Origin of the sequence: Mycobacterium sp. 050134 (assembly GCF_036409085.1) — a bacterium.
GTDB lineage: Bacteria > Actinomycetota > Actinomycetes > Mycobacteriales > Mycobacteriaceae > Mycobacterium.
The window spans coordinates 74,820-100,164 of the sequence record NZ_JAZGLV010000014.1 but is presented as its reverse complement, the minus strand read 5'-3'; the positions used below and the strand labels follow the sequence as shown (position 1 = coordinate 100,164).

Here is a 25,345-nt window from a genome sequence, read left to right as displayed (position 1 = left end):
CCCTCCCGGCGGCTATGCCGCGACGAGAGGCAGCACTTCGTCGCCGAAGCGCCTGACCCAGCCCTCGGGATCCGGTGTGCCGGGAAACGGTCCGGTGTTGAGCAGGTCGATGCCGAGCTCCGCGAACCGGTCCACCTGACGCCGGTATTCATCGACATTCTCGAAAGGGTCGGCGAAATGGCCCGCGGTGAGCATGATCTCGTCGAAGTCGCGGTCGGCCTCGTCGCAGTGACGGCGCAGGACATCGAGCTTGTGGGGCAGCTCGTCGATGGGCGTGGTGCTGTTCCACACGTCGGCATACTGCGCCACCATGCGGAGCGTCTTCTTCTCGCCGGCACCCCCGAGGAGTATCGGTGGCCGGCGCAACGGCTGCGGCTGGCAGATGGTCTCGGCGAGGCGGTAGTGCTTGCCCTCGTAGGGTCCGTCGTCCTCGCTCCACATCTGCAGGCAGATCTGCAACGTCTCCTCGAGCATCTCGAAGCGCTCGCGCAGCGGGGGGAACGGGATGCCCAGGGCGTGGTGTTCGCGGTCGTACCAGGCGGCACCCAGGCCGAGCATCGTCCGGCCTCCCGCCAGGACGTCCAGCGTGGTCATGGTCTTGGCCAGTATCCCGGGGTGCCGGTAGGTGACGCCGGTGACCAGCATCGTGAGCGTGATGCGTTGGGTCAGTCCGGCCAGGTACCCCATGCAGGTGTAGCCCTCGAGGAACGGGTCCTCGGCCTGGCCCACTCCCTCCATTTGGAAGAAGTGGTCCGCCAAGGTGAACATCTCCGCGCCCGCGTCCTCGGCGGCCTTCGCGGTGGCGGCCAGCGTCGGGGCCAGCCGTTCCGGGGCGCCGGGCAGGAAGTCGATGTAGTGAATGCCGAATTTCATTTGTGTCGATCACCTTTCGTCAATCGTCGAGTCGGCCGAGCAGTGCCAGGGCCTCGTTGATCACCTGACGCTCGCGCTCGGTGTAGCGGTCCTGCATCGCCCGCACCAGCCACTCCTCACGAACCCTGCGGTCGTTCTCGGCACGGCGCCGCCCCACGGCGGTCAGCGTGATGAGTTGACGGCGGCCGTCGTGGGGATCGGGCGTGCGTTCGATCAGGCCGTGTCGGTCGAGCCCGGCCACCGTGGCGGCCATGGATTGCGGACGGATGCGCTCGGCCCCGGCCAGTTCGCTGGTCGAGGCCGGCCCGTCCTTGACCAGGCGCATCAGGACCGCCGTCTGCGGAGGCGTCAGATCGTCCGCCGCGGCGACCGCCCGCAGGCGGCGACGCAGCCTGCTGAACACCACGCGCAAGTCGCGCGCCGCCCGGACCGACGACTCACTGACCCTGGTCATATAGACAGCCTAAACTGTACAGTTTGTGCTGTCTAGTAGACGGCCTCGGGAATGGGTCGCACGGGCCGGGGCGTTCAATTCCAGTATGGCTGATCAAACCGAACTGAGCCCCACGGAGTGGGTGCGCGAGCAGACCCAGCGGATCCTCGAGCAAGGCACCACCGACGGAGTCGAGATCATGGATCGACCCGTCGTGCTGTTCACGGTCACCGGGGCGAAGACCGGCAAACAGCGATACGTGCCATTGATGCGCGTCGAGCAGGACGGGCGGTACGTCATGGTCGCCTCGAAGGGCGGCGCGCCCGAGCACCCCGCCTGGTACTTCAACGTCAAAGCCAACCCGTCGGTGACGGTGCAGGACGGGGACAAGGTGTTCACCCGCACCGCGCGCGAGTTGGAGGGAGCCGAGCGCGAACAGTGGTGGCGACTGGCCGTCGAGGCCTTCCCTCCCTACGGGGAATACGAGGCTAAGGCCGACCGGCAGATTCCGGTTTTCCTCCTGGAGTGATGCCGTCGTCGCGAATTGAGTAGTACTACCTAGCGGGGACGGGTAGAAGCGCTCGCGCGTCACCGCGATGCCGTCGGCGATGCTTTCGAGGTGTCACTTGCGTCTGGCGCTGCAATTACTCGATCGCGCAGAAAGGCAATCCGGCGGCATGACAATTCTTTTGGGCTTCCCCGGCCCCGCCGAACTGGCGGCCCGCACCTCGGCGGATCGTGATCGCGCCCTTGACGTCATCCGCATCGCGGCGCTGACCGGCGTGGTTGCCGGTCACACGGTCATGGCGATCAGCATTATCCGCAATCACGTGCTCATCTGGGACAACCTGACCCGCACCGTCGCGGCCTCCTGCTGGTCGCGGATCACCTTCGCCAGGGTGAAAGCGCTCGAGACCAGGAACAACACCGTGATGCCCAGGAACATGCGCTGCCAGGCGTCAAGCGGTAGGTAGATGATGCCGCCGAGCGCGGTGACCAGGCTGGTGCCGAAAGCGGTGGCGGCCTGTATGAAGAAGGCGGTGGTGTTCTTCGACGTGTTGTTCGGGACTGTCATGCGAACCAGCATGCGGCCGCACGCCCGGTCGTCATCAGCGTAGGACTACTCAAATTACGAAGAGCTCGGGTTAGGTGTCGACGGGGGGAGTCAGAAGTGACGGTGATGCAGCCCGGCGGTGTGTTCCGGGTCGGCGACTTCGAGCCGACATTCGAAGCTGAACTGGCCGGGCGTTACGACATTCCGGAGATTCGCGACGGGGCCGACGTCCGCGTCGTGGTGACGTCGGGCCGCGCCGGCATCGATGCCGCCGCGATGGCCAAAATGCCGAACCTGGAGGTGATCGTCAACTACGGCGCGGGGGTGGATACGATCGATCTGGCGGAGGCGAAGCGCCGCGGCGTCGGCGTGAGCAACACCCCGGACGTGCTGTCGGACACCGTCGCCGACACGGCGCTGGGATTGATCCTGATGACGCTGCGCCGCTTCGGCGCCGCCGACCGGTACGTGCGGGCGGGCCGGTGGGTGTGGGAGGGGCGCTTCCCGTACGGCCGGGACGTCAGCGGCCTGCAGGTGGGCATCCTGGGGCTGGGCCGGATCGGTTCGGCCGTCGCGACCCGACTGCTCGGATTCGATTGCGCCATCGCCTATCACAACCGCCACCGGGTTGACGGGTCGCCGTATCGCTATGCCGAGTCGCCGATCGAATTGGCCGAATCTGTCGACGCCCTGGTCGTCGCCACTACGGGCGATGGCACCACCCGCAATCTCGTCGACCGTCCCGTTCTCGAGGCGCTGGGCCCCGACGGCTACCTGATCAACATCGCCCGCGGCAGTGTGGTCGACCAAGACGCGCTGGTGGAGCTCCTGGCGGGCGGCGGACTCGGTGGGGCCGGACTGGACGTCTTCGCCGACGAGCCGCACGTGCCTCCCGAGCTGGTTCGCCTGGACAATGTGGTGCTGTTCCCGCACATCGGCAGCGCGACCGCGCGGACCAGGCGGGCGATGGCGCTGTTGGCCATTCGCAACCTCGACAGCTACCTCGGGACCGGCGAATTGGTGACGCCCGTGCTGCGCCCGGAGGAGCGGCGTCGCTGACTGCGAAAAGCCGGGCGGCTCAGGTGATTCAAGCGCGCACCAGTCGGCCGTGCGCGATCACCGATGCGGCCTGCTTGAGTCGCTTGGTGCGTACGCGGATGTCGTAGCTGGAGATCGCGGCGATGGTGGCCAGCCGCTCGGCGACGTAGCGGTAGAGGTGATCGACGTCGCGGCAGATGACGATCGCGACCAGGTTGTTGGGACCGCTGACGGCGATGACCGACGCCGCCTCGTCGTGCTCGGCGACCCGTTCGGCGACCTCCGCCAGATGGCGCGGTGCGGTCCGCATCCACACCATGGCGGTGACGTGAAAGCCGAGGCGCTCGGGCAGCAATTCGAGGTCGTAGGTCAGCGCCGCGGAGGCTTCCAGCGCTGCGATGCGTCGCGTCACGCGCGCGGGCGACCACCCGGTCAGTTCGGCCAGCCGCGCGTGCGGCGTGCGGCCATCCTCGGTGAGCGCGTCGAGCAGCGGCCGATCCGCTTCCGTCGGCAGCGCGGGTCGCACCGCCGGAGCATCGGCCCAGTCTTCGTGCAATTGGGCCGCCTGACCCTCATCGAGGGTGTGACCGTGGCCGGTCCACGACGTGCCCGTCGGTCCGCCGTACACGTGCAGGATCAGGTCGACCTCCATCGCCAGCACCGAGAAGGTGCGCGGCAGGCGCTGCAATAGCCCGCCGCTGCTCTCTCCCAGTGGGGCGCGCACCACGCAAACCAGTTCGGTCCACCCCGACAAGACGTTCGCGTGGGTGACTTCCGGGCGCCGGATTAACGCGTCGGCAAGATGCGGCAAGTCGTCGGACTTGGCGCGCACCCGGACCATCCACTGGCATTCGTCCGGTCGCCGGGGGTCGGTCACCCCGACCGCCCGCACCACGCCGTCGCGGCGCAGCTTGCGATAGCGCCGCGCGACGGTCTGCTCGGGCACCCCGAGCACCTCGGCGATCCGCCGAAACGGTGCGCGCGGACACAGCTGTAGCGCATGCAGAATCTGACCGTCCAGCGGCTCAACCACCACTAAAAGATACGTTTTCGCGCAGCTATATGCCTATTACTGCCAATTCGGCGGCAAAATGTGGTGAAAACAATCCCCGCGGTCGACCCTGGATCCGGCGAGGAGGGAGCCACTCATGCAGATGCACGGCAACACCGTTCTGATCACGGGCGGCGGCAGCGGCATTGGCCGCGGCCTCGCGGTGGCGCTGCACCGCGCCGGGAATCGCGTCGTCGTCGCCGGCCGCCGCGCCTCGGCCCTGCGCGCCGTCACCGACGCCCATCCCGGCATGCGACCCCTGGGCCTGGACCTTGCCGACGCCGCGTCGGTCCACCAGTTCGCAGCCCGCGTGACGCGCGACCTGCCCGAACTCAACGTCGTCGTCAACAACGCCGGGACTATGGCCCTCGAGGATCCAGCGGTCCCGAATCCCGCGGTGATCGCGTCGATCGTCGCGACCAATCTGGTCGGGCCCATGATGCTGACGTCGCTGCTGTTGCCGGCGCTGGTGCGCCAATCGCGCGGGGCGGTCATCAATGTCACGTCGGCGCTCGCCTTCGTCCCACTGGCGCAGGCACCAAGCTACTGCGCTAGCAAGGCGGGTTTGCATTCCTACACCGAATCGCTGCGGTTTCTGTTGCGCGACAGCCCGATCGAGGTCATCGAGATAGCGCCACCCCGGGTGGAAACCGACATGACCGTGTCGGCGGACGACGGTCACACGATGAACCTCGACGACTTCGTCGCGGAGACGATGGCCCAACTGGCGGCGCGGCCCGATGCCGGGGAGGTTGTCGTCGACGCCGCCCGCGCCGTGCGTTATGCGGAGCGCGACGGCGCCTACGCCGAACTGTTCGCGGCAGTCAACCGGGCGCGATGAACAGGCAACCCAAGGAGCTCTCATGAGAATCGGAATCGGTCTGCCCAACCATGTGGCGGGTGTCCACGGACCCCTGATCACCCGATGGGCACGCCGCGCCGAAGAGCGCGGCTTCGAGTCAGTGACCGTGATCGACCGCCTGATCTACCCGAGCATCGACTCCCTCGTGGCGCTGGCGCTGGCCGCCGGTGCGACCAGCGAGCCGGCGCTTGTCACGAATGTCCTTCTGGCGCCGCTGTATCCGGCCGTCGTCCTGGCCAAGCAGCTGGCGAGCCTGGCCGATGCGGCGGGAGAGAGACTGGTGGTCGGGATCGGCGTCGGGTCTCGGGAAGACGACTACTCGGCCGTCGGCGTCGAATTCCGCAAGCGCGGCGCGGTCCTCGACGAGCAGGTCGCGCTCCTGCGCCGCGCATGGGACGGCGACGCAATCGCGAGCGGCACCGCGCTGTGCCCCGCACCGGTCCACGTGCCGTTGCTCTTCGGCGGCAGGTCACAGGCGACCGTCCGCCGCGCCACCACCGTCGGCGACGGGTGGTCGGCCGGTGCGCTGCGCGACTACCCCGGCCAGTCCGCGTTCGCCGATCGCGTCCGTGCGGGCTGGCGGGAGGCCGGTCGCGCGGGCGACCCGTGGATTCACGCCTCGGTCAACTTCGCGATGGGGGACGGCGGAGTCGTGCAGTCCGGCCGCGATCATCTGGGCCGCTATTACGGATTCAAACCCGACTTCGCCGCGCTGAACGCCGCCGACATGATCAGCTCCGCCGACGATGCCCGGAGCACCGTTCGCGCCTACTGCGACCTTGGATTCGACCGGCTGCTGTTTCACCCCTCGGCCACGGGGATCGACCAGATCGACCGGTTGGCCGACGCCGTCCTCTAACGCGGCGCTAGTCCCGGCCTTAGCCGAGGAGGCCGGCGAAGTGCTCCAATGCGGCGAGGTGGTCATCGACGTTCGAAAGGCCGGCGTTCATGGTGTTCACCGATAGGTGGGTGGACCCGGCGGCCGCCGACCGCACGACCTCGCGCGCGTGGTCGAGGCCCGGGCCGGGGGCCATCATGGGAAACCATCCGTCGGCGAGCCGTCCGGCGCGCTCGTAGGCGCGGTCGGACCCCGCGCCGATCCAGACGGGGATCGGCCGCTGGATGGGCAGCGGCGCGAGGCCCGCACCGGTCACCGACTGGTAGCGCCCGTTGAAGGTGACCGACCGCTCGGTCCACAGCTTGCGCATGAGGTCGACCTGCTCCTCGGAGCGCCTGCCGCGGTTGGAGAAGTCCTCCCCGAGGGCCTCGTACTCGACGGCGTTCCAGCCCAGACCGATCCCGAGCCGGAACCGCCCGCCGGTGAGCAGATCGACCTCGGCGGCCTGCTTGGCCACCAGGGCGGACTGGCGCTGCGACAGGATGATGACGCCGGTGACCAGCTCCACCGTGGTGACGGCGGCCAGGAAGCCGAACATGACGAACGGCTCGTGGAACGTCGTGTCGATGTCGTAAGGGCCGCGCCACCCCTGGTGCACGCGCGGGTCGGCGCCGACGACGTGGTCAAAGGCGAGGATGTGCGTGAACCCCAGCTCCTCGACCCGCTGGCCGTACGCGCGGACGACCCCCGGGTCGCCACCGAGCTCGGTCTGCGGGAACACGACTCCGATACGCATTGCCGATGCAACCACCCGGCGGCGCGAACGCTTCCGCCGGAATGTGGGATCGACCACAAGTGCGGGAGCGTTGTCGGCCGCGCTGGGTATCCAAGCGGCTACGCCCGGGCCGGTTGACCCGCGCCCAGCGTGGCCGACCGGTCAATGGGTATCAAATGCCGCGTGAGGAAACCCACCATGAGCCAACTGATCCAACGCCAGCTCGGGCAGTATGACAGCCCGATCGAGGACGAGCTGGAGGACGCCTTCACCAGGATGTTGAGTGAGGGCACCCAGCGCATGCACCGGACCTGGCGGGGGGTGTTGGTCACCGGATTCTTCGGTGGGACGGAGGTCGCCCTCGGCGTCCTCGCCTATCTGTCGGTGTTGGCCGCCTCCCATGAGCCGCTGTTGGCGGGTCTGGCTTTCTCGATCGGCTTCCTGGCCCTGTTGCTCGGCCGCAGCGAGTTGTTCACCGAGGGATTCCTGATCCCCGTGGTCACCGTCGCCGCCAAGCGGGCGAGCCTGATACAGCTGATCAGGCTGTGGGGCGGCACGATGTTCGCGAACCTCGTCGGCGGCTGGGTCATCATGTGGCTGATCATGACGGGATTCCCCGAGCTGCATGAGGAGACCGTGCGGTCGGCGGCCCATTTCGCCACCGCGCCGTTCTCGGCGCGGACACTGGCGCTCGCCGTGCTGGGCGGCATGGTGATCACCTTGATGACCCGGATGCAACACGGCACGGATTCCGTGCCCGCGAAGATGGCCGCGGCCGTCGCCGGGGCCTTCCTGCTGGCGGGGCTGCGGCTGTTCCATTCGATCCTGGATTCGCTGCTGATCTTCGGCGCACTGACCGGCGGTAGGGCACCGTTTGGCTACCTCGACTGGCTGGGCTGGTTCGGCTACACGGTGCTGGGCAACGTGGTGGGCGGGCTCGGCTTCGTCACCTTGCTGCGGCTCCTGCGCAGCAAGGACCGGCTGCAGGAGGAACGCGCCGACGCGGAGTCTTCGTGAGACCGCCAATCCCTCACGAAACCAGCGGGTTCCGGACCGGCTGTCGGTCTGTGTCCGAAGCGAGACGGGGATGACGTTATCTTCCCGACGCGGACTGGGTATGCCGTCGGTATGAGTTCACTACCGTCAGCGGACGCCACGCCGACGCGGCTGGCGCTCGCCGGCCCGGCCGACGCGGCCACCGCGGCGCAGCTGCGGCGAGCCCTGCAACGGTGGCTGGAGCAGGTGGCGCGGATGCCCGACGACATGCACAGCGACATCGTGCTGGGTGTCGGCGAAGCGTTGGCCAACTGCGTCGAGCATGCCTACCGCCTTCACGCGAACGTCGGCACCATGAAGCTCGACGCCTACTACGAGCCCGCGACCCAGTCGATCCGCGTGTGCGTCAGCGACCGCGGAACCTGGTATCGGAGCCCGCCGCGGAAGCCGAGCGACCCACACGCCTCCCGCGGCATCCTTCTGATGCACGCGCTGGCCGAGCACTGCACCATCGACGCCGGGCCCGGCGGCACCACCGTGTGCCTCGATTACGCCACGGAAACCGGCCTGGTGGGCAGTCGCTGACTCAGCCGCCGCGCCGGCCGCGGATTCCGCTGTCGACGACCTTCACCGGTTTGTGGGGATAACGGCGGCGGGCGTGCTCCTCGGCCGCCGAATTCGGTAACACGTAGAGCATTTCGCGTTTCTGCTGCAGGGGTTTGAGCACGGTGTCCATGAAGGCCTTGCGGTCGTCGAGGTAGGGCTCGATGACGTCCTCGCCTGCCGGGCAGACCGCCAGGCAATAGGCCGCCTTGTAATTCGGCTTGAACGACAGGCTCTGCCACATCGACGCGTTTTCCGCGTCACTGACGCGGGAGCGGAAGTCGGCGGCGTCCGTGCTGTCGGCGATGGTCTGCACCCAATCGGTGAAGCCGCCCATGAACTCGCGGTAGTTGTGTACCGAGCAGGCGACGAAGTCGAATTCGCCGTCCTTCCCGATCGCGCCGACCGGGCAGGCGGCAACGCACAGCTTGCATTCCAGGCACGGGCTGTAATCCAGGGGCTGGCCGTAGTCGCTGATCGGCGCGTCGACCAGGATGGTCCCCAACAGGACGAAATTGCCGAATTTCGGGTGAATCACGTTGCGGTGGATGCCCATTACGCCAAGGCCGGCGGCGACTGCGACCGGCTTGTGTGCCACCACCCAGATCCGCCCGGGGAATCGGTCCATCTCCATCGGGAATGTCGCCGACGGGTTCAGCGCCCGGTAACCCGCGTCCTCCAGCCGGCGCACGATGCGATGCGCCGCCTCGTTGAGCACCTCTCCGCTGCGGTGGAATTCCTGGTTTGCGACGCTGCGCGCCGTGGAGCGCACGTTGTCGCGGTTCATTCGAACCACCAGGGAGATGTAGCTCTTGGTGCCCGGCAACGCCGCCTCGACATGCTCGGCCTCGGAGGCCAGGTCGGGGTTGTCGACGGCGGCGAACGCGACGTCGTCCGCCCCGGCCGCGAGGCACACTTCGCGCAGCCAGTGCTCGTCGATCACGCTGGGCGGCTTCTGTTTCGGGTGCGACCGTACCCGTCGCACGGTGGGGTGATCCGCCATTCGGCCGGGTAGCCTGTCCGCCATGCTAGGTATAGTACACAATACTCAGATAAGGCCGGCATCAACCTCGCGGAGGTGTCGCTCGACGTCTTTGACAAGGCCAGCGGCAAGCCACCAGTCGGGCAGCGCGCACGGTTTTCGGCTGTCGCCTCGGGGCAGCGGTGTCTACGGAGCGCCGCGTCCGGGTCTCACACGCCGACCGCGCGTTCCAGCTCTTTGAGCGACGTCTCCAGGTGGCCCAGCAGCCGCTGCAGGTGCGGGACGCTGCGACGGCAGCCTACGAGGCCGAAGTCGAGGCTCCGGTCGTTGTTCGTCACCGTGATGTTCATCGCCTGCCCGTCGAGCGGAATCGACAGCGGGTAATTGCCGTCCAGCCGGGCGCCACGCCAGTACAGCGGTTCGGAACGGCCCGCCGACACGTTGGAGATGACGACGTTGAACGGCGGCGAGGCCGCGGACAGATACCCGGGGATGAGCCCGAAGACCAGCCCGCCGATGTTGAGGGCGGACAAGGCCAGCTGCTGCACCGGCGGCAGCTGCCAGAACACCTCTTTGGTGTTGGGGATCGACGTGCTGATGACCTCGAGCCGCTTGGCCGGGTCGTCGAGATCGGTCGCCAGGTTGCACAGGAAGGTCCCGACCATGTTGCCGCCGCTGTCGTCGTCGTCCTTGCGTAGATTGACCGGGACCATCGCGGTCAGCGGGGCCTCCGGCAGGCCGCCCTGTTCCTGCAGGTAGGCGCGCAGTGCACCCGCCGACATCGCGAGGACGACGTCGTTGACGGTCACACCCGCGGCCGACTTGACCGCGTTGATGCGTTCCAGCGACCACGACTGCGCCGCCACGCGGCGGGCGCCCCCGATCCTGACGTTGAACATGCTGCGCGGCGCCTGGAACGGCAGGGTGAGTTGTTGCTCGAGGAGCGCCGCCCGCGCCAGCTTCAGCGTGGAGGGGGCCAGCGCGAACGCCGACCCGGCGGCGCGGCCCGCCCGCCCGAGCAAGGACGGCGACTTCCGCTGCTGGCGTGGCCGCGGGCCCAGACTCCACGGGACCCGGACCTCGTCGTCGGTGGGATCGGACGCGAAGGCCCGCTGCATGAGCCGCAGCGCCGACACGCCGTCCATCAGTGAGTGATGGAACTTTGTGTAAACGGCGTACCGGCCATCCTGCAGACCCTCGACGAGGTGCGCCTCCCACAAGGGGCGGTGCCGGTCGAGAAGGCTGCCGTGCAGCCGAGACGCCAGCTCCAGCAGGTCGCGTACTCGTCCCGGCTCGGGCAGGGCGGACCGGCGGAGGTGATAGCCGAGTTCGACGTCCCTGTCGAAGGACCACACGACGTTGGTGATGCCGCCGATGAAGGCCGGGTGTTTGCGGAACGCCGGTTGGACGTCGGTGCACTCGAGCATGGCCTGGTAGGACTCGCGGACGAAATGCGGTCCGGCGTCCGCGGGAGGCTGGAACAGCTGCAATGACCCCACATGCATGGGATGTTCGCGGGACTCGCCGATGAGGAACAGCGCATCGGTCGGCGATATCGGCTCCATGGTTATCGCCCCTATCCCGTCGGCCGTGCCAGCCATCTGGCACGGGGTTCTCTCTCTCTCCTTGTAACCAGACGGGGCGTTTGCCACACCCGAGCGAACGGAATCGGCGGCCCGGGTGTCCTAACGCGGTGCGGCTGCGCGGAAGGCGGCGGTGATCTCGGCGACCCGCGGGTCGGCGCGCAACTCCTCCAGGGTCTCCGGTAGCGGGATGCGCCAGTTGGGATATTCGTCGATCGTCCCCGGCAGGTTCGGCTGGCGCGGCTCGGCGATCACGTCGTAGGGCGAGATCAACTTGAGGCGGCTGGGTGTCGCGGCCAGGAACCGGTGCATCGCGGCGATGATCTGCGACTCCTCAGGTTCGGCGGGATCCTCGGGGAGCAGCCCCTTGGAACGCAGCAGGGCCAGCCACTCGGCCCGCTCCTTCGCGGCGCCGGCCTCCTCGGCAGGCACGTTGTCGAGCAGTCCGAGGTCCGCCCGCGCCCGCACGTGCTCACCGCGCAGGAAACCCGCGGCGGTCGGCAGGTCGTGGGTGGACAGGCTGGCGGCCACCCGCGACGGCCACTCGGCCGGTTTGAGCAGCGGCTCACCGGGCGCGGATTCGTCGCGGGTGAACCAGGAGACCGCGCACCCCAGCATCCCGTTGCCGGCCAGTGCCTTGGTCACCTCCGGTTCGACGGTGCCGAGGTCCTCGCCCACGACGGTGGCGCCCGCCCGGTGCGCTTCGAGGGCGAGGACGGCCAGCATCACGTCGGCGTCGTAGTGCACGTAGGTGCCGCGGTCCGGACCGTCGCCGGGTGGGATCCACCACAGCCGCCACAGGCCGGCGACGTGGTCGATGCGCAGGCCGTCGGCGTAGGTCACGACGGCGCGCAGCATGTCGCGCGGGGCGGCGTACCCCGTGGCGGCGAGACGGTCAGGCCGCCAGGGCGGCAGCCCCCAATCCTGGCCGCGGGGCGTGAAGTTGTCGGGCGGCGCCCCGACGCTGACGCCGGTGGCAAGCACGTCGGCCAGTGCCCACGCGTCGGCGCCTTCGGCGTCGACGCCGACCGGCAGGTCGTGCAGCACGCCCAGGGCCATTCCGGCGCCCTGCGCCGCGGCCCGCACGGCGATCAGCTGCTCGGCGCAGCGCTGCTGGCCCCAGGCGTGGAACGCGATCCGGGGTTCCAGCTCCCGCCGGGCGGCCGCGACGGCCGGCCCGGCCACCTCCCGCAGCTGCTCCGGCCACCGGCTCCACCGGCCGCCGTGCCGCTCGGCCAGCGCGCAGTACGTGGCCCAGTCCCGCAATCCCTCCGACCCGGGCGATTGCCCGGCGAGCGGGGAGGGCCTGCCCTCGGCGCGCCACAGCAGCTCCAGCGCCGACCGTTTCGCCGCCCACACCAGGTCGTGGTCGATCCGTTCGGTGCTCGCCGAGACCCGCAGCGCGTCCACTTCCGCGCGGGTGTCCGGGTCGGCCCGGCGGTAGCTGTCCAGGTCTTCGATGCGCAGCGCTAGCGGGTTCGCGAAGCGCCGGCTCGACGGCGTGTACGGAGACGGCTGCACAGGGTGCGTCGGGCCGGGGGCGCTCAGGGGGTTAAGCAGCACCGCGCCCGCACCGTGCTCGGTCGCGGTCCACTCCATGAACTCGCGCAGGTCACCCAAGTCGCCGATGCCCCACGAGCGCCGCGAGCGCAGCGCGTACAGCTGCAGCATCCACCCCCAGGTGGCCGGCGCGGCCGGCACCTGCGGGGGAGCGGCGACCAGGGTGGCCTCCTGGCCGTCGGCCGTGTGCAGGCGATACCACCCGGGGTGCAGGTCGGCGGGCAGCACGTCGCGCGCGTCGATCCGCGTGCCGTCCTCAGCCACCAGGTGCGCGGCACCGGGCATCCGACGCGGCCGCCCGTCGACACGGACCGCGACCGTGGGCGGCAGGACACCCCCGCGCGCCCGCTCGTCCACCTTGGCCAGTTCGCGGCGCCGGTCGGCCTCGGTGGCGGCGTCGACGTCGAGCAGCCCGAGCACACGAACGACCACGTCAGCATCGACTTGGACGGGCTCTCGGCGCTCGTTGCGGTAGCAGGTCGCCACCCCGTGTGCGGCCGCCAGCCGACGCAGTTCCTCCGGTATCGGTTTCGAGTCCGCCATCACCGCGCCCGCAGCCGGACGGCGTTGGAGGGCATGAGGGGTATGTGGGTGTGACGCCGATGCGGGAACACCCCGCTGGTATACCCGGGTGGTGTCTTCTCACACCGGCCGGTGACCCGCTTGCACGGCGGAGTCACGGCAAACGGCGCCGTTGTTAACGCGCCCGATACACTGGTGGCCTCGGCAATCCGATCGATCTCCGGTCGCCCGCCGTCAAACCCGAAAAGAAACCTACATCGAAGGTTGTGCCTTGGCCGAAAAACGCAGCGATGCCGTCAGCCTGGAGCCGCATTTCGAGGACGTGCAAGCGCACTACGACCTGTCCGACGAATTCTTCGCGCTTTTCCTGGACCCGACGCGGACGTACAGCTGCGCCTACTTCGAGCGCGACGACATGACGCTCGAGGAGGCGCAGCTCGCCAAGGTCGACCTGTCACTGGGCAAGCTCGGCCTGGAGCCGGGCATGACGCTGCTCGACATCGGTTGCGGCTGGGGCACCACGATCATCCGCGCGCTGGAGCGCTACGACGTCAACGTCGTCGGCCTGACGCTCAGCCGCAATCAGCAGGCCCATGTGCAGCAGCGGCTCGACCAGCATCCCTCCTCGCGGAGCAAACGCGTGTTGCTGCAGGGCTGGGAGCAGTTCGACGAGAAGGTGGACCGCATCGTGTCGATCGGCGCCTTCGAGCACTTCGGGCGTAACCGCTACGCCGACTTTTTCAAGATGGCCTACGAGGCGCTGCCCGCCGACGGGGTGATGATGCTGCACACCATCATCAAACCCAGCGACGAGGAATTCGCCGAGCGCGGGCTGCCCATCACCATGACCAAGATCCGGTTCATGAAATTCATCATGGACGAGATATTCCCGGGCGGCGACCTGCCACAAGCCAAGAACGTCGTCGAGCACGCCGAGCGGGCGGGTTTTAGCCTGGGGCTGTACCAGCCGCTGCGCCTGCACTACGCGCGCACTCTCGACACCTGGGCGGCGGCGCTCGAGTCGCGCCGGGACGAGGCCATCGCTATTCAGTCCCAGGAGGTCTACGACCGGTACATGAAGTACCTGACCGGTTGCGCCGACCTGTTCCGCGAGGGTTACACCGACGTCGCGCAGTTCACCCTCACCAAGGGCTGACGCCCCGGTGCGGTTTGTCGCCGCGGCGCTTCGGGTAACACCACGAGCAACGACCTGATTCGGTAGGCACCGACGCCTGTCGGCGCAAAACCGCAGGAGGATTGACCGTGGGCGCCAAGCACCGCATGACCGAACCGCCGGAGCAAACTCGACCGGCGAGGCGAACGTTGCCCGCGATCGCCGGCATTTGCGAAGTCGTCTCCGCCGTCGTAGTGGGCGGGGCGGCCCTGACGGCCCTGCTGGTCAGCGTCGAGCCGGCGAAGCCGGTGGTCGTCGCCGGCCAGGGGCCGCCCGTGACTTCCCAGCCGGTGCATCAGCAGGGGACTGTCGTTGCCGTGTCGGCGAATTCGGTGACCGCGCGCAGCTCGAACGGCTACACCCAAACCTACGTCGTGACCCCGAACACGACCCTGGTCACCAAAGGCGGCAGTCGGCCCGCCACGGCGGCGCCGCGGTTCTCGATCAACGACGAGGTCGACATCGTCGGAACGATCGAAGGCGGCACCGCGTTGGCCACGGCGGTGGCCGACCGCGATACAGGGCGCGGGGACGGGCCGCCGATGGACTTCGTAACGGCCCAGCCGGTGAGTAACCGGCAGGGCCCCACATAAAGCGCTAATCACGCTGTGCCGCATTAGCTTTCGGCGAGAATTCGCCCCCGACCGCCATCGTTGGCGGCGGTTTCGGTGAGGCTGAGACGCGTTCGCCTTGCGGACGAAGTACAGTCCGGGCTAAGTCAGGAAGCCGTCTAGCCACAGGAGGCACCGATGAGCGAGCATGAAGTGAAGATGATCATTCTGTCGACCGACGACCTCGACGAGTCGATCCGGTTCTACGGCGAAACCCTGGGAATGCCGGTGAAATTCCGCGACGGGACGCACTTCGCCGCCCTCGACGGCGGTCCGGTTACCCTCGCCTTGGCGACCGCGGTCGACCATCCCATACCTGGGCAGGTCGTCGTCGGCATCAAGACGGCGGATGTCGACGCCGCCGCCAGGGCGGTCGAGGCCAGCGGCGGCGGAATCGTCAAGGGCCCTTATGACGACGCACACGAACGGCGAGCCGTGGTGTACGACAACAAAGGCAACGGGCTGGTCTTTTATCAGCCGCTGCCCCGGTGAATTGCCCGTGAGTTAGCACCGGCACATTGCGCGAAGCAGGTTCGCCCCCTGCGGCAACCAGGTCGCTCGCGTGACTTCGGGGCGCCGATGCTGGACAATCGACTGATTGTGGGTTCAGGAACGATGCCCGTCGTCGTCGCTCCCTGCCCGAAAGGCGAGTGATGCCTACCGTTCTGTTCGACACCACCGACCTCGGCGAGGCCGAAGACAAGCTCAGCGCTGCCTTCGCGCGGGTGAAACTGGTAGGCGGCGCCGAGGATTCGACAAGACTGCGCATGGTGCGCTCCACCGTCGGCTCGCTGACGCTCGACGACACCTACGTGAGCCACGATGTCACGTATCGGATGGAGCCACCGGACAGAGTCCTTCTGTGCCGCGGTTACTCGGGGGTGATCGAAGGCCAGCAGGCCGGGTGTCCGCGGGTGGTCGTCGGACCGGGCCAGATCGCCGCCTTCGGCGGCGTCGACGGGCTACCCACCGTCGGCGAGGTCCGCCGGGCGCACCACCTGGTGCTGTCGATCGACCGAAAGCTGTTGGGCGAGGTCGCCGCCGCGGACCCATCGGACGACATCGGGACGGTTCGTCTCGTGGGCCAGGCGGCGGTCTCGCCGGAGGCCCACCGGCACCTCCTCGACGTGATCGACCATATCCGCCTCAAGGCGGCCACCAACCGACTCGCCGCGGCCAGCCCGCTGGTCGCCGGCGCCGTCCAGCGTTATCTCGCGGCGACCCTCCTGGCGACGTTCCCGAGCACCGCGTCGGTGGAACTCACCGGCGCCGACCGCAACGACACCACACCGGTACTGTTGCGCCGGGCGATCGCTTTCATCGACGACAACGCGCACCGGGACATCTCCCTTGTCGACATCGCCGGCGCCGTCTATGTGACTCCGCGGGCGCTGCAGTACATGGTCCGCAAGCACCGCGACTGCACTCCCAGTGAGTATCTGCGCCGGGTCCGCCTGCACCAAGCCCACCTTGACCTGGTCGCGGGCAACCGCGCCACGACCACCGTGGGAGAGGTGGCACGGCGTTGGGGTTTCGGAAATGTGGGCCGATTCGCGGTGTACTACCGGCAGATATACGGCCAGAGCCCGCACGTCACCCTGCGTTATTCACAATAGTGTTCGGACGCGCGTCAGCGTCCGGTCCGTTCGCGGTGCTTACACCCCGGCCAGCAGCACGGGCGGCGCTGGCCTTCCTCCAGCTCCTCCTGGGTCCGGCGAATGCGGCGCTGTCGTGTCTTCTCCTGCTTGGCATCTTCGATCCAGCAGATGAATTCGTTCCGTGCCAGGGGCGTGATGTCCCGCCAGGCGGCGAGCGCCGCGGCGTTGGCGGTCAGCGATTCACGTAAATCCGCCGGAAGGTCGTGTACCACCCCACCGGGCACTCGCCGGTCGGCCATGGGGGTCAGCGTAGCGCCCGGCGCGGACCGAACCTTCAGGACACGTAGTTGCGCGCACCGCCGTCGAGTTGCATGTCCTCCAGCTGCCGGTAACCTCGCTCGACGTTCGTGGGCACGGGGTTTCGCTCCCGCAGCACCCACGGCAGGCCGCGCAACGCGTCCGCGATACCCTGCGCGGTAACCCGATCGCGGAGCAGTCGGCGCAGCAGCCGCGCCGTCCGCACCGCGGCGCCCGGCAGGGGGCGACGAAGCCAGTTGAACCACAACGTATTTCGGATGCCGTGCCGTCGCCGCAGGTGCGCGTCCCGGAGTCGCGAGGCTTGGTGGTGGGCGACGATCTCCGGGACGTGGCTCATGTGCCACCCGGCGCGGGCCAAGTCGGAAGCCAGCAACTCCTCCTCACCCCCGAGCCAGAGCCGCGCCGAGAAGCCGCCGGCATCGATGAACGCCTGTCTTCGCACGATGGAGACACCCGCCAGGAAGCTCAGCAAGGGATGCCCCGGGATGCCCGGCGTGCGAGGCAGCGGTGACTGCGCCATCTCCGTACAGATGGCATCGAGCGTCCCGCGGGGCTCGACGATGATGTTGCCCGTCACGACCGCAAGGCTGGGATGCGCATCGAGAAGGTCGGCGGCAAGCCGCAACGCTCCCGGGTCATACCACGTGTCGTCATCGCAGAACGCCACGTAAGGCGTGTCGGCCGCCCGGACGCCGAGGTTGCGCCCGACCGCTCCGAGGTTGATTCCCGGGGTCAGCAGAACGACGCCCGGATACCGCGACCGCACCATGTCCGCGGTCCCGTCTGTTGAGGCGTTGTCGACGACGATGACTCGCGGTTGCTCCGGAAGGTCGGCCAGCCGCCCAAGCGTGCGGTCAAGTTCGGCACGACGGTTGTGGGTGATGACCACGACGCTGAGCCGCGCGTCGGGTTGGGGTTCGTGGTCCGGCATGACCGGGGTTTACCCGGTCGACGGGGCGGCAAGCGCGCGCGCCGCGATCGACGCGACTACACCGGCTCGGACACCGCGCCGTGTCGGCCCGCCTCGACCCTGCTGGTCGTGGCGACGGCATCGCCACGGGCCAATTCGGCGGTCGCGGCCGTCATGACGAGCGCTGCCATCACCAGGGCCGCCATCCCGACACCCCCGGTGTTGAGCGTCTCGCCGAGGACGACGACACCCAGCACCGCCGCCACGACGGGTTGGGATACCTCTAGGGTGGGCATCGACGCGGTGAGGGCGCCGGCCCGGAATGCCGACTGCTCCCAACCGAAGCCCGCCAGGGCGGCGAGCAGCCAGGCATACAACTCGGGGGACTCGAACACGGCCCAGCCCTCGTGCCCGAGGACATGCACGACTCCCTTGGTGAGCACCGCGAACAGACCCCAGAGGGACCCCGACGCGAAGGCCAGCAGCACGGCGGCGGCTGCGCCGCCCCAGACGCGGGCACCCACGAGGCACCCGACCAGCAGCGGCCCGAGCACCATCGCCACAATGCCCCAGGTGTGCAGGGAGGCTCGCGCATGACCGGCCTGCGGGTTGCCGACCGTGACGATCACGATAACCGCGGCCGTGAGCACGACGGCCCAAACCCATTGCCGTCCAGTCACTCTGCGGTGCGACAGCCTCGCGCTGATCGGCAGTGCGAACAGCAGCGACAGGACCAGCAAGGCCTGGACCAGCAGCACCGAACCCTGGTCTAGCGCGGCGGCCTGCAACCCGATGCTGGCGACGAGCAGCAGGGCGCCCCACCGCCACCGCCGATTGCGCAGCAACTTCGCGAACAGCTGCAGGTTTCCGGCCGTCTGGTCGGTGATGCGGTGGGTCGCTCGCTGCTGCAGCACGTCGCCGATCGACACGCACAACGCGGAACCCAGCGCGAGGAGGGCTGCGATATCCACTCTGGTCATCGGTGCATTCTCCTGCCATTGCGACGGGTGGCGCACAAATCCGCCGGCGGGGCGTCGCACGAAATCTACGCTCACGCAGCACGTCGTACGGGCCACCGCGCGACCACGCTGAGCCCGCGTGCGTCAGGTCAAGTGGGCGCTGTCGTCGTCCAGGTCGTCACGACGCAACGCCATCGGGGTCAGCGCGGGAATGTCGCCGCCCGCAACGACAGCGCGGGCGATCGGCGTCAGTGCCCGGAACAACGCCGCCACCTCGTCGTCGCGCAGCGCCTCGAGCGCCGACAGGCCCAGCTCGTCGGTGCTCGATTCGATCCGGGCCTTGAGGTCCCGGCCCGCGCTGGTCAATGATCCGTCGGCCTCGAGTAGCCCCCGCTCGGCCAGTCCTCGCTCTTGACGCTCCCAAGTCGCTTCGTCGTAGTCGCGGGTACGGGCGATGTAGTCGCGGGGAACCCCGCCGCCGGCGGCGTGTAGGACGTTGGATTCGCGGCCCGTGATCCCCGCCGCCGTCAACAACGCCACGTGGCCGTCGCCGCGGTGCTCGCGCAACAGCGTCGCGGCGTGCCAAAGCGCGGCCAGGGGATCGTCGGGCCACGGCAGCGCCCGGTTCGCGGCGAACAGCGGCCGACCATCCAGCGGAGCCGACCGCGCCGCCTTACCCACCAATTCCGCTGCCGCACGGACATTTTCGTCCGCATCGAGCCCGTAACGGCGCAACGCCGCAACCGCGGACTCCTGCCGCGCACGCAGGGCGGCGGCGGGACCGGCGATCTCCCAGGCCGTCGGCAGGGCCTTGGCGACGCGTTCGGGGGCGAAGTTGTAGAAGATTGCCGTCACGACCTCGGTCGGGACCGTGCCCAGGGGCGCCGACCGGGCGGCGAAATACCCCATCCAGTAGCCCCGGTAGCCCAGGCCGTCCAACGCCGCCCGCGCCTCCGGGGCGAAGTAGGTCACGCCGTGTACGGGCTCGAATCGTTCATAGAAGCGCCGCGCCAACGCCGGTTCTCTGTGCACGAAACGCAGTTAACCACCCGATGGTGCCGGTGCCGTGCGAAGGGGCCCGTTGCGGCCGCCGTTTATTGCCCCTTCAGGCTGCCGATACCGAGGGAGAAGTCGGTGCGTTCCGGCCGCGGGGGGTTTTCCACCTCTTCGACGTAACGCTGCGGGTCCCGGTCGACGATCGGCAGGCCCTCGGTGGTGGGATGCTGCGCCATGAACTCGCCGTACTGCCGGCCGAGCGCCTCACGAAGGCCGATGGGGGCGTGGCGGCGAAAGTCCGATAGTCCCTCGCGCTCCTCCTCGCTCATGTGGTCGTCGTTGGCCACCCGGGTGCGGCGAACCGCCGCCCACCACTCGTCGCTACCGGCGGCCGCCGCGTTCGCGTCGCGAACCCCGTCCCGGATGTCGTTGTGGTCACCGATGGCGTCGAGCGTCTCGCCCTCGGGATCGTCGGCCCCGCGCTGCAGCAGTTGCGGGTAGAAGATTTTCTCTTCGATGTAGGCGTGCACGTCGAGCTTCTCGGCGAGCGGCCGCCACACCCGCTCGAGCGCGGAGCGGTTGACCGAGGTCTGCGCCGGGAGATTGTCCAGCTTGGCGAACTGCGCGCGGAACCAGTTGTGGTCGGCGACGATCAGGTCGGTGATATCAGCCATGCAACTCCCACCCCCTGCTCCGATCGAGACGCGCTCAGGCCATCGTGTGCCATGCCGCGTAGTAGATCAAACGGGCGGTCGGCGGTGCCGGCCGATCCCGTTCACCGGTCGGGCTATCCCGCGGGCTGTTCGGCGGCGACCTGTGACATCAACGGCCGGCTCGGGACGAGCTGACGGAGAACGCGCGCGACGTCGGACTGGAATAGTTCGAGGCTGCGACGCAGCTGGTCGGCGCTCAGACCGTCGCCGTCCGCGCTGAGGTGCATCACCTCGTGACCGAGCCGCTCGTGATAGCGGCCCACCTTGTCGACCACCTGGGCGGGACTGCCCACCAGGGCAGAGCTTCGCGCGACGAAATCCTCAATCGACTCGAACGCCGTGGGCATGCCGGCGCGGCGCTGCGCCGCCAGACGCGCCTCGAACATCGGCCGATAGGTGGTTACCGCTTCCTGCGAGGTCGGAGCGACGTAGAACCCGGCCGTTCCGGCGCCGACGAGCGCGTTCTCGGGCCGGCGGCCGTAATACTCCCACCGTTGCCGGTAGTGGCCAACCAGTTCGGCGTAGGGCTCGACCGGGTTGCTGACGTTGGCCGAGAAGATTGGGTCGCCGTGACGTGCGGCGAGATCCACCGAATCGGTACTCGTCGCGCTGCCGTGCCAGATGCGGATCCGGCTCTGTAGCGGCCGGGGGAGCGCCCTGGCGTTTCCCAGCGGCGGCCGGAACCGCCCCGACGTCACTTCTTCGTTCTCCCAAAGCTGCCGGAACAGCTCGTAGCCTTCGCGGTTGCGGTCCCATTGGTCGGCGGCGGTGACACCGAACAATTCGGCCTGCGCCCTGCCGTTGCCCTTGCCGATGATCAGCTCGAGCCGCCCGCCGGACAGGTTGTCCGACGACAGGGTCAGTAGGTGCTACGCCGTGCGCCGTCTGCGGCCGCTGATCAAGTAAACGGCGGCACGCAACTCCAGTAGCGGATCGGCGGACGGCTCGATCCCTTCGACCCGGGGAATCGGGTCGAAGATGATGTGCTGCTGTTGAGCGGCGTTGTCGGCGACCGGGCCGGTTAGCTCGAGCGTGCCCACCTCGCGGACCTCCCGATCCGCCGGCCAGTGGACGGTCGCGTCGTCGACGATGTCAGAGTCGTCAGCGAGCTGCACCGCCAGTGTGAAGCGGATCGGTCCGCTCCCGAGCCGCTCGGTCAGCTCGGTGAACAGATAGTCGGCATCCTGTGATTGCGCGACGGACTCGTCGATGTACTCGTTGCCCGCTTCGGGGATGATGCGGTACCGCCCGAACCGGCTCTCGCCGGCCGCATTGATGAACTCGAGCGCGGTGACGCCGAAGAAGGACTCTCGAGCGAAGCTGGCCGGAAAAGGCTTGGGCTGCTGCACGAAACGCAACGCCGCCGGGTGTGAACCGAGGAAAGTCTCTAACGGTGAGCCCGCGAGATTGGCCGGGTCGCTGCTGGCCTGGGCTTCGAGCAGTTCGAGGAATTCCTCGCCGGTACGCGTGGGGAACCCATCGGTCGAATGGCTGATGATGTCGGTGTGCACCCGGTCACCCAGGATGAACCGGACGGCCAGCCCCTTGGGAAGTGCGTTCGGGTCGGCATCCGGAATGTTCGGCAGCCCGGTCGAATCCGAGAAACGCACGACGACGGGCGTGGAGTCGCGGCGGAAATGCGGGGCCTTCGACAGTTCGGCGGCCGCCGCGGACGGGACGAAAGCGCCGTTCAGCAGGGTGCCCTTGGCATGAGCCGGCCGAACGCCGGGGTGGTCGCCGAAAATCTTGGAGAACGTCGACAAGATGCTCTCACTCAGCTCGATCAGCTTCTCGTCCGCGGGCAACGGCATGACATTCTCCTATTCCGACGCGACGATCTCGCAGTCAATGTAAATCGGCCGCCCGTGCGCCGCGACCGGAGCATGGCCGGACCCCGGGGGCATCGCGGGCGCGGTATCCCGAAACCGCAAGCGGCAGTCTGGGTTTGCTGAAGCGGGGCAAGCGGCCGTGGCATCTGCGCATTCCGATCCTAAGACGTACCCTCGCCCCTAGCGTTCAGGTGCTCGGCGGTGGGAGGCGTGGAAGAAATGGCCCCAGGAGACGATCACCGGTACGTGATCATCGGAGCCGGTGCCATCGGGGGCACGGTCGGCGCGGTATTGGCCCGGGCGGGTTCCCCGGTGGTGATGGTGGCGCGCGGCCGGCACGCGGAGGTGCTGGCCGGCGCGGGCATCACGGTGCGAACACCCGACGGCACGTTCCGGGTACCGGTGACGGCCGCGTCCGGACCGGGGGAGTTGCGGTTGACGGAAAGCGACGTGCTCGTGTTCGCCACCAAGACCCAGCAACTCGACGCCGCCCTGCAAGAATGGGTGGATCAGCCGGTCTATGACCGGCGGGGCGCGGTCGGGACCGCGGGCGAGGCGTTGCCGGTGCTGACGGCCCTGAACGGCGTCGCCGCCGAGGAAATGGCGCTGCGTTACTTCCGCCGGGTCTTCGGCGTCTGCGTGTGGCTGCCGGCCGTGCACCTTGAACCCGGAGAGGTGATCGCGCGGTCGTGGCCGGTGGCCGGTCAGCTGCACATCGGGCGCTGGCCGGCGTCGCTGGCGACCGAAGCCGACGCGCGCTTGCTGGCGGGGCTTGCCGAGACGTGGAGCGCGTCGGGCCTCGTGATCCGCACTCCAGCCGACGTCGCCCCCTGGAAGTACAACAAGCTGCTGAGCAACCTCGGGAATGCCGTGGGTGCGTTGTCGGCCGAGCCGGGCCGGTCCAGCGAGGTAATGGCCGCGCTCCGCCGGGAAGGCGAAGCGGTGCTGCGCCACGCCGGAATCCAGTTTGTTTCCTTCGAGACGTCCACCGCGGCGCGCGCCGCAGGGCCGACCATCCGTCCGGTGCCGGGTTGGGATGCCCGGCAGACCAATTCGACCTGGCAGTCGCTGAGCCGCAACACTGGCAACGTGGAAACCGATTTCCTCAACGGCGAGATCGTGCGGCTCGCCCATCGGCACGGTGTCAGCGCGCCGCTCAACGCGGCGATCGCCCGAGCCGCGCGGGAAGCGGTCCGAGATGGCGTTGGGCCGGGCGGTTATTCGGCCGAGGGCCTCGCGCGACTGGTCGGTATCGACCGGGCGGGCTGAGTGTTCGGCCCGGCTCAGGACGCGGGCAGGGCGCCCAGCAGGCTCAGCATGAGCACGACGCCCGGCAGGAAATTGGTCACCTGGTGCGCGACGATGCTGGCCAGCAGTCCGCCGGAGTACCACCGCGCCAGCGCAATCGGAATGGCCACCACCAGCAGCAGCGGCGCGCGCGTCAATTCGAGGTGGGCGAGCGCGAACACCAGGGTGCTGACCACCAGGGCGGCCCACCGGCCCCAGCGCTGTTCCACGGCCCCCCACAGCAGGCCCCGGAAGACGATCTCTTCGCAGAACGGGCCGACAACGGCCACAATGAGCAACACGGCGCCGGCCCACGGCCAGTCGGCTCGCAGACCCCCGAAAATCCGGCCCACCGCCGAATTCGCGCCCGGCCCGACCACCGCGCGGTACACCATCGATGTCGGGATGGTGATCAGCAAACCGCCAAAACCGAACATCAGGCCCATCCGGACCTCGCGCCACGACCAGTGCAGCCGCAGGTCCGTCCGAGGACCGTTCCCGCGCAGAGTTGTGACGAGCACGGCCACTCCGGCGGCGGCGGCCGTCGGAACCACCACGGCGACCGCGAGGCTGCTGGCGGGCACGGGACCGTTGCCGCCGAGCAAGCCGACCATCCCCACCGACACGGCCAGGTACGCCAGCGCGACCAGCACGAAGGCGCCCAGCCCCCAACGGTGCGGCGGGGCGGCGACGATCTGCTGGGACGGCGGCCCTTCCACGGCGTCGACGCTACCGCAGCGTGGTCGGGCGGCACCCGCAACAGAACACAGCGTACCATTTCTTTAGTTGCGCGAACAAAAAGTTCGCCCGCTTGTGAACATGGAGGCCGCTATGCCCAGGACCGCCGGCGACACGTGGGACATCGTCAGCAGTGTCGGTTACACGGCGCTTGCCGTCTGCGCGGCGCGCGCCCTCGACGCCGCGCTCGAGCCGCCGCTGGCGAACGACGACTACGCCGCGGACTTCGTCGCCGCGGCGGGTGAGCCGCACCTGTCGGCCGCCGTGGCCAACGTGGACCTGACCGGCGCGGCGGGCTTGAACGCACGGTGGGTTGGGGTGCGAACGCGGTTCTTCGACGAGTTCTTCACCGACGCCGGCGAGTCCGGCGTCCGGCAGGCCGTCATCCTGGCGGCCGGATTGGACTGCCGCGCTTACCGGTTGGCGTGGCCGGCGGGTTCCACGGTGTTCGAGGTCGACCAGCCCCGGGTGCTCGAGTTCAAGCAGCAGGTGCTCGACGGGCGCGGCGCCGCGGCGTCTGCCCGGCGCGTCACCGTCGCGACCGACCTGCGCGAGGATTGGGCAAGCGCGCTGATCGAGGCCGGCTTTCAACCCGATCAACCGACGGCCTGGGCGCTCGAGGGCTTGCTGCCCTACCTGCCCGGGATCGCTCAGGACGCCCTGTTCGAGAAGCTGCACCAGTTGTCCGCCGCCGGCAGCCGGATCGCCGCGGAGCTGGGGCCGGCCACCGGAGAGATCCGGGAGTTCGCCGACAGCGCCGCGACCGTCCCCCAACTCGCCACGCAGCCCGCGGTCGCCGACCTGTGGTACGACGACCCGCGCGCGGACACCAAAGAGTGGCTGTCCGAACAGGGTTGGGAAGTCACCGGCGTCGACCTGGCCGACAAGGCCGCCAACGAGTATGGGCGGCCCTTCGAGGGGCTGCCGGCCGTCTTCGAGCGGTTGATGAGGACGAAGTTCTTTCACGCGGCCCGGAGCGGTCGGTAGCCGCCGGGTTCCCGTTACCGTCGGCTGCCCGGGGTGTCACGCGACGTACGCGCAG

The 25,345-nt window shown here is 68.7% G+C and carries 27 protein-coding genes and 2 pseudogenes; 13 read left to right on the top strand and 16 right to left on the bottom strand.

The features are described from left to right. Positions 1 to 12: 12 nt before the first annotated feature. Both SKC42_RS17905 and SKC42_RS17900 read right to left on the bottom strand, forming a co-directional pair. On the bottom strand, positions 13 to 873 hold the full coding sequence (locus SKC42_RS17905) for an LLM class F420-dependent oxidoreductase (RefSeq protein WP_330965616.1): 861 nt from the start codon (positions 871 to 873) through the stop codon (positions 13 to 15). A gap of 19 nt (positions 874 to 892) precedes the next feature. After that, entirely contained in the window at positions 893 to 1,327 is a 435-nt protein-coding gene (locus SKC42_RS17900; RefSeq protein ID WP_330965615.1) for a MarR family winged helix-turn-helix transcriptional regulator, read from the bottom strand. Between the two features lie 85 nt (positions 1,328 to 1,412). On the opposite strand from SKC42_RS17900, the gene SKC42_RS17895 reads away from it, so the two are divergent. Both SKC42_RS17895 and SKC42_RS17890 read left to right on the top strand, forming a co-directional pair. Beyond that, the gene (locus tag SKC42_RS17895) at positions 1,413 to 1,835 is read left to right on the top strand and encodes a nitroreductase family deazaflavin-dependent oxidoreductase (RefSeq protein ID WP_330965614.1); all 423 of its coding nucleotides are present in this window, start codon (positions 1,413 to 1,415) and stop codon (positions 1,833 to 1,835) included. 148 nt (positions 1,836 to 1,983) lie between these two features. After that, a pseudogene (locus tag SKC42_RS17890) lies at positions 1,984 to 2,172 on the top strand (acyltransferase family protein); the annotation flags it as partial. Here SKC42_RS17890 and SKC42_RS17885 read toward each other — a convergent pair. After that, positions 2,133 to 2,381 (bottom strand): YiaA/YiaB family inner membrane protein, encoded by a 249-nt coding sequence (locus tag SKC42_RS17885; RefSeq protein WP_330965613.1) that lies wholly within the window; start codon positions 2,379 to 2,381, stop codon positions 2,133 to 2,135. The pseudogene SKC42_RS17890 and the gene SKC42_RS17885 sit on opposite strands and share 40 nt — an antisense overlap. Positions 2,382 to 2,486: 105 nt before the next feature. On the opposite strand from SKC42_RS17885, the gene SKC42_RS17880 reads away from it, so the two are divergent. Further along, positions 2,487 to 3,419: a 2-hydroxyacid dehydrogenase gene (locus SKC42_RS17880; RefSeq protein ID WP_330965699.1), complete on the top strand. Its 933-nt coding sequence runs from the start codon at positions 2,487 to 2,489 to the stop codon at positions 3,417 to 3,419. 28 nt (positions 3,420 to 3,447) lie between these two features. On the opposite strand, the gene SKC42_RS17875 is transcribed toward SKC42_RS17880, so the two are convergent. After that, the gene (locus SKC42_RS17875; protein WP_330965612.1) at positions 3,448 to 4,431 is read right to left on the bottom strand and encodes an Lrp/AsnC family transcriptional regulator; all 984 of its coding nucleotides are present in this window, start codon (positions 4,429 to 4,431) and stop codon (positions 3,448 to 3,450) included. Between the two features lie 115 nt (positions 4,432 to 4,546). Between SKC42_RS17875 and SKC42_RS17870 the strand changes: the two genes are divergently transcribed. Beyond that, positions 4,547 to 5,290 carry an SDR family oxidoreductase gene (locus SKC42_RS17870; protein ID WP_330965611.1) on the top strand — a complete coding sequence of 248 codons (744 nt, stop codon included), beginning with the start codon at positions 4,547 to 4,549 and terminating at the stop codon, positions 5,288 to 5,290. Positions 5,291 to 5,312: 22 nt separating this feature from the next. Next, on the top strand, positions 5,313 to 6,170 hold the full coding sequence (locus SKC42_RS17865) for an LLM class flavin-dependent oxidoreductase (RefSeq protein ID WP_330965610.1): 858 nt from the start codon (positions 5,313 to 5,315) through the stop codon (positions 6,168 to 6,170). 19 nt (positions 6,171 to 6,189) lie between these two features. Here SKC42_RS17865 and SKC42_RS17860 read toward each other — a convergent pair whose 3' ends face one another. Continuing rightward, positions 6,190 to 6,945 (bottom strand): LLM class F420-dependent oxidoreductase, encoded by a 756-nt coding sequence (locus SKC42_RS17860; protein ID WP_330965609.1) that lies wholly within the window; start codon positions 6,943 to 6,945, stop codon positions 6,190 to 6,192. A 177-nt stretch (positions 6,946 to 7,122) separates the two neighbouring features. Between SKC42_RS17860 and SKC42_RS17855 the strand changes: the two genes are divergently transcribed. Next, entirely contained in the window at positions 7,123 to 7,941 is an 819-nt protein-coding gene (locus SKC42_RS17855) for a formate/nitrite transporter family protein (RefSeq protein WP_330965608.1), read from the top strand. 111 nt (positions 7,942 to 8,052) lie between these two features. Then, positions 8,053 to 8,505, top strand: coding sequence for an ATP-binding protein (locus SKC42_RS17850; protein WP_330965607.1), 453 nt, complete (start codon positions 8,053 to 8,055; stop codon positions 8,503 to 8,505). A 1-nt stretch (position 8,506) separates the two neighbouring features. Here SKC42_RS17850 and SKC42_RS17845 read toward each other — a convergent pair whose 3' ends face one another. The 3 genes from SKC42_RS17845 to malQ all read right to left on the bottom strand — a co-directional run bounded on the left by SKC42_RS17845 (position 8,507) and on the right by malQ (position 13,191). Beyond that, the gene (locus tag SKC42_RS17845; RefSeq protein WP_330965606.1) at positions 8,507 to 9,550 is read right to left on the bottom strand and encodes an epoxyqueuosine reductase; all 1,044 of its coding nucleotides are present in this window, start codon (positions 9,548 to 9,550) and stop codon (positions 8,507 to 8,509) included. Positions 9,551 to 9,714: 164 nt separating this feature from the next. Further along, a complete protein-coding gene (locus SKC42_RS17840; RefSeq protein WP_330965605.1) occupies positions 9,715 to 11,070 on the bottom strand; it encodes a WS/DGAT/MGAT family O-acyltransferase in 1,356 nt (451 codons plus the stop codon). Positions 11,071 to 11,190: 120 nt separating this feature from the next. Beyond that, positions 11,191 to 13,191, bottom strand: a complete 2,001-nt coding sequence (gene malQ, locus SKC42_RS17835) for a 4-alpha-glucanotransferase (protein WP_330965604.1) — start codon at positions 13,189 to 13,191, stop codon at positions 11,191 to 11,193. A gap of 250 nt (positions 13,192 to 13,441) precedes the next feature. Here malQ and SKC42_RS17830 point away from each other — a divergent pair, with 250 nt between their 5' ends. The 4 genes from SKC42_RS17830 to SKC42_RS17815 all read left to right on the top strand — a co-directional run bounded on the left by SKC42_RS17830 (position 13,442) and on the right by SKC42_RS17815 (position 16,571). Then, complete coding sequence (locus tag SKC42_RS17830; RefSeq protein WP_330965603.1) at positions 13,442 to 14,326, top strand: cyclopropane mycolic acid synthase family methyltransferase; 885 nt, start codon at positions 13,442 to 13,444, stop codon at positions 14,324 to 14,326. Positions 14,327 to 14,433: 107 nt separating this feature from the next. After that, a complete protein-coding gene (locus tag SKC42_RS17825; protein WP_330965602.1) occupies positions 14,434 to 14,937 on the top strand; it encodes a hypothetical protein in 504 nt (167 codons plus the stop codon). Positions 14,938 to 15,093: 156 nt separating this feature from the next. Beyond that, positions 15,094 to 15,447, top strand: coding sequence for a VOC family protein (locus SKC42_RS17820; RefSeq protein ID WP_330965601.1), 354 nt, complete (start codon positions 15,094 to 15,096; stop codon positions 15,445 to 15,447). A 161-nt stretch (positions 15,448 to 15,608) separates the two neighbouring features. Next, positions 15,609 to 16,571 (top strand): helix-turn-helix transcriptional regulator, encoded by a 963-nt coding sequence (locus SKC42_RS17815; RefSeq protein WP_330965600.1) that lies wholly within the window; start codon positions 15,609 to 15,611, stop codon positions 16,569 to 16,571. Positions 16,572 to 16,585: 14 nt separating this feature from the next. On the opposite strand, the gene SKC42_RS17810 is transcribed toward SKC42_RS17815, so the two are convergent. From SKC42_RS17810 to SKC42_RS17780, 7 genes and pseudogenes are all read right to left on the bottom strand, one after another. Beyond that, a complete protein-coding gene (locus SKC42_RS17810) occupies positions 16,586 to 16,852 on the bottom strand; it encodes a YdeI/OmpD-associated family protein (protein ID WP_330965599.1) in 267 nt (88 codons plus the stop codon). A gap of 35 nt (positions 16,853 to 16,887) precedes the next feature. Then, a complete protein-coding gene (locus SKC42_RS17805; protein WP_330965598.1) occupies positions 16,888 to 17,802 on the bottom strand; it encodes a glycosyltransferase family 2 protein in 915 nt (304 codons plus the stop codon). A 56-nt stretch (positions 17,803 to 17,858) separates the two neighbouring features. Beyond that, the gene (locus tag SKC42_RS17800) at positions 17,859 to 18,761 is read right to left on the bottom strand and encodes a DMT family transporter (protein ID WP_330965597.1); all 903 of its coding nucleotides are present in this window, start codon (positions 18,759 to 18,761) and stop codon (positions 17,859 to 17,861) included. 123 nt (positions 18,762 to 18,884) lie between these two features. Beyond that, positions 18,885 to 19,772 carry an SCO6745 family protein gene (locus tag SKC42_RS17795; protein ID WP_330965596.1) on the bottom strand — a complete coding sequence of 296 codons (888 nt, stop codon included), beginning with the start codon at positions 19,770 to 19,772 and terminating at the stop codon, positions 18,885 to 18,887. A gap of 62 nt (positions 19,773 to 19,834) precedes the next feature. After that, positions 19,835 to 20,410: a hemerythrin domain-containing protein gene (locus tag SKC42_RS17790; RefSeq protein WP_330965595.1), complete on the bottom strand. Its 576-nt coding sequence runs from the start codon at positions 20,408 to 20,410 to the stop codon at positions 19,835 to 19,837. A gap of 113 nt (positions 20,411 to 20,523) precedes the next feature. Beyond that, positions 20,524 to 21,297 (bottom strand): annotated as a pseudogene (locus SKC42_RS17785) (LLM class flavin-dependent oxidoreductase); the annotation flags it as partial. A 21-nt stretch (positions 21,298 to 21,318) separates the two neighbouring features. Beyond that, positions 21,319 to 22,260: a catalase family peroxidase gene (locus SKC42_RS17780; protein WP_330965594.1), complete on the bottom strand. Its 942-nt coding sequence runs from the start codon at positions 22,258 to 22,260 to the stop codon at positions 21,319 to 21,321. A gap of 237 nt (positions 22,261 to 22,497) precedes the next feature. Here SKC42_RS17780 and SKC42_RS17775 point away from each other — a divergent pair, with 237 nt between their 5' ends. Further along, positions 22,498 to 23,547 (top strand): ketopantoate reductase family protein, encoded by a 1,050-nt coding sequence (locus SKC42_RS17775; RefSeq protein WP_330965593.1) that lies wholly within the window; start codon positions 22,498 to 22,500, stop codon positions 23,545 to 23,547. Positions 23,548 to 23,561: 14 nt separating this feature from the next. Here the strand turns inward: SKC42_RS17775 and SKC42_RS17770 are convergent, their stop codons facing one another. After that, the gene (locus tag SKC42_RS17770; RefSeq protein WP_330965592.1) at positions 23,562 to 24,284 is read right to left on the bottom strand and encodes a CPBP family intramembrane glutamic endopeptidase; all 723 of its coding nucleotides are present in this window, start codon (positions 24,282 to 24,284) and stop codon (positions 23,562 to 23,564) included. 112 nt (positions 24,285 to 24,396) lie between these two features. Here SKC42_RS17770 and SKC42_RS17765 point away from each other — a divergent pair, with 112 nt between their 5' ends. Further along, positions 24,397 to 25,290, top strand: a complete 894-nt coding sequence (locus SKC42_RS17765; RefSeq protein WP_330965591.1) for an SAM-dependent methyltransferase — start codon at positions 24,397 to 24,399, stop codon at positions 25,288 to 25,290. The last annotated feature ends 55 nt before the right edge of the window (positions 25,291 to 25,345 follow it).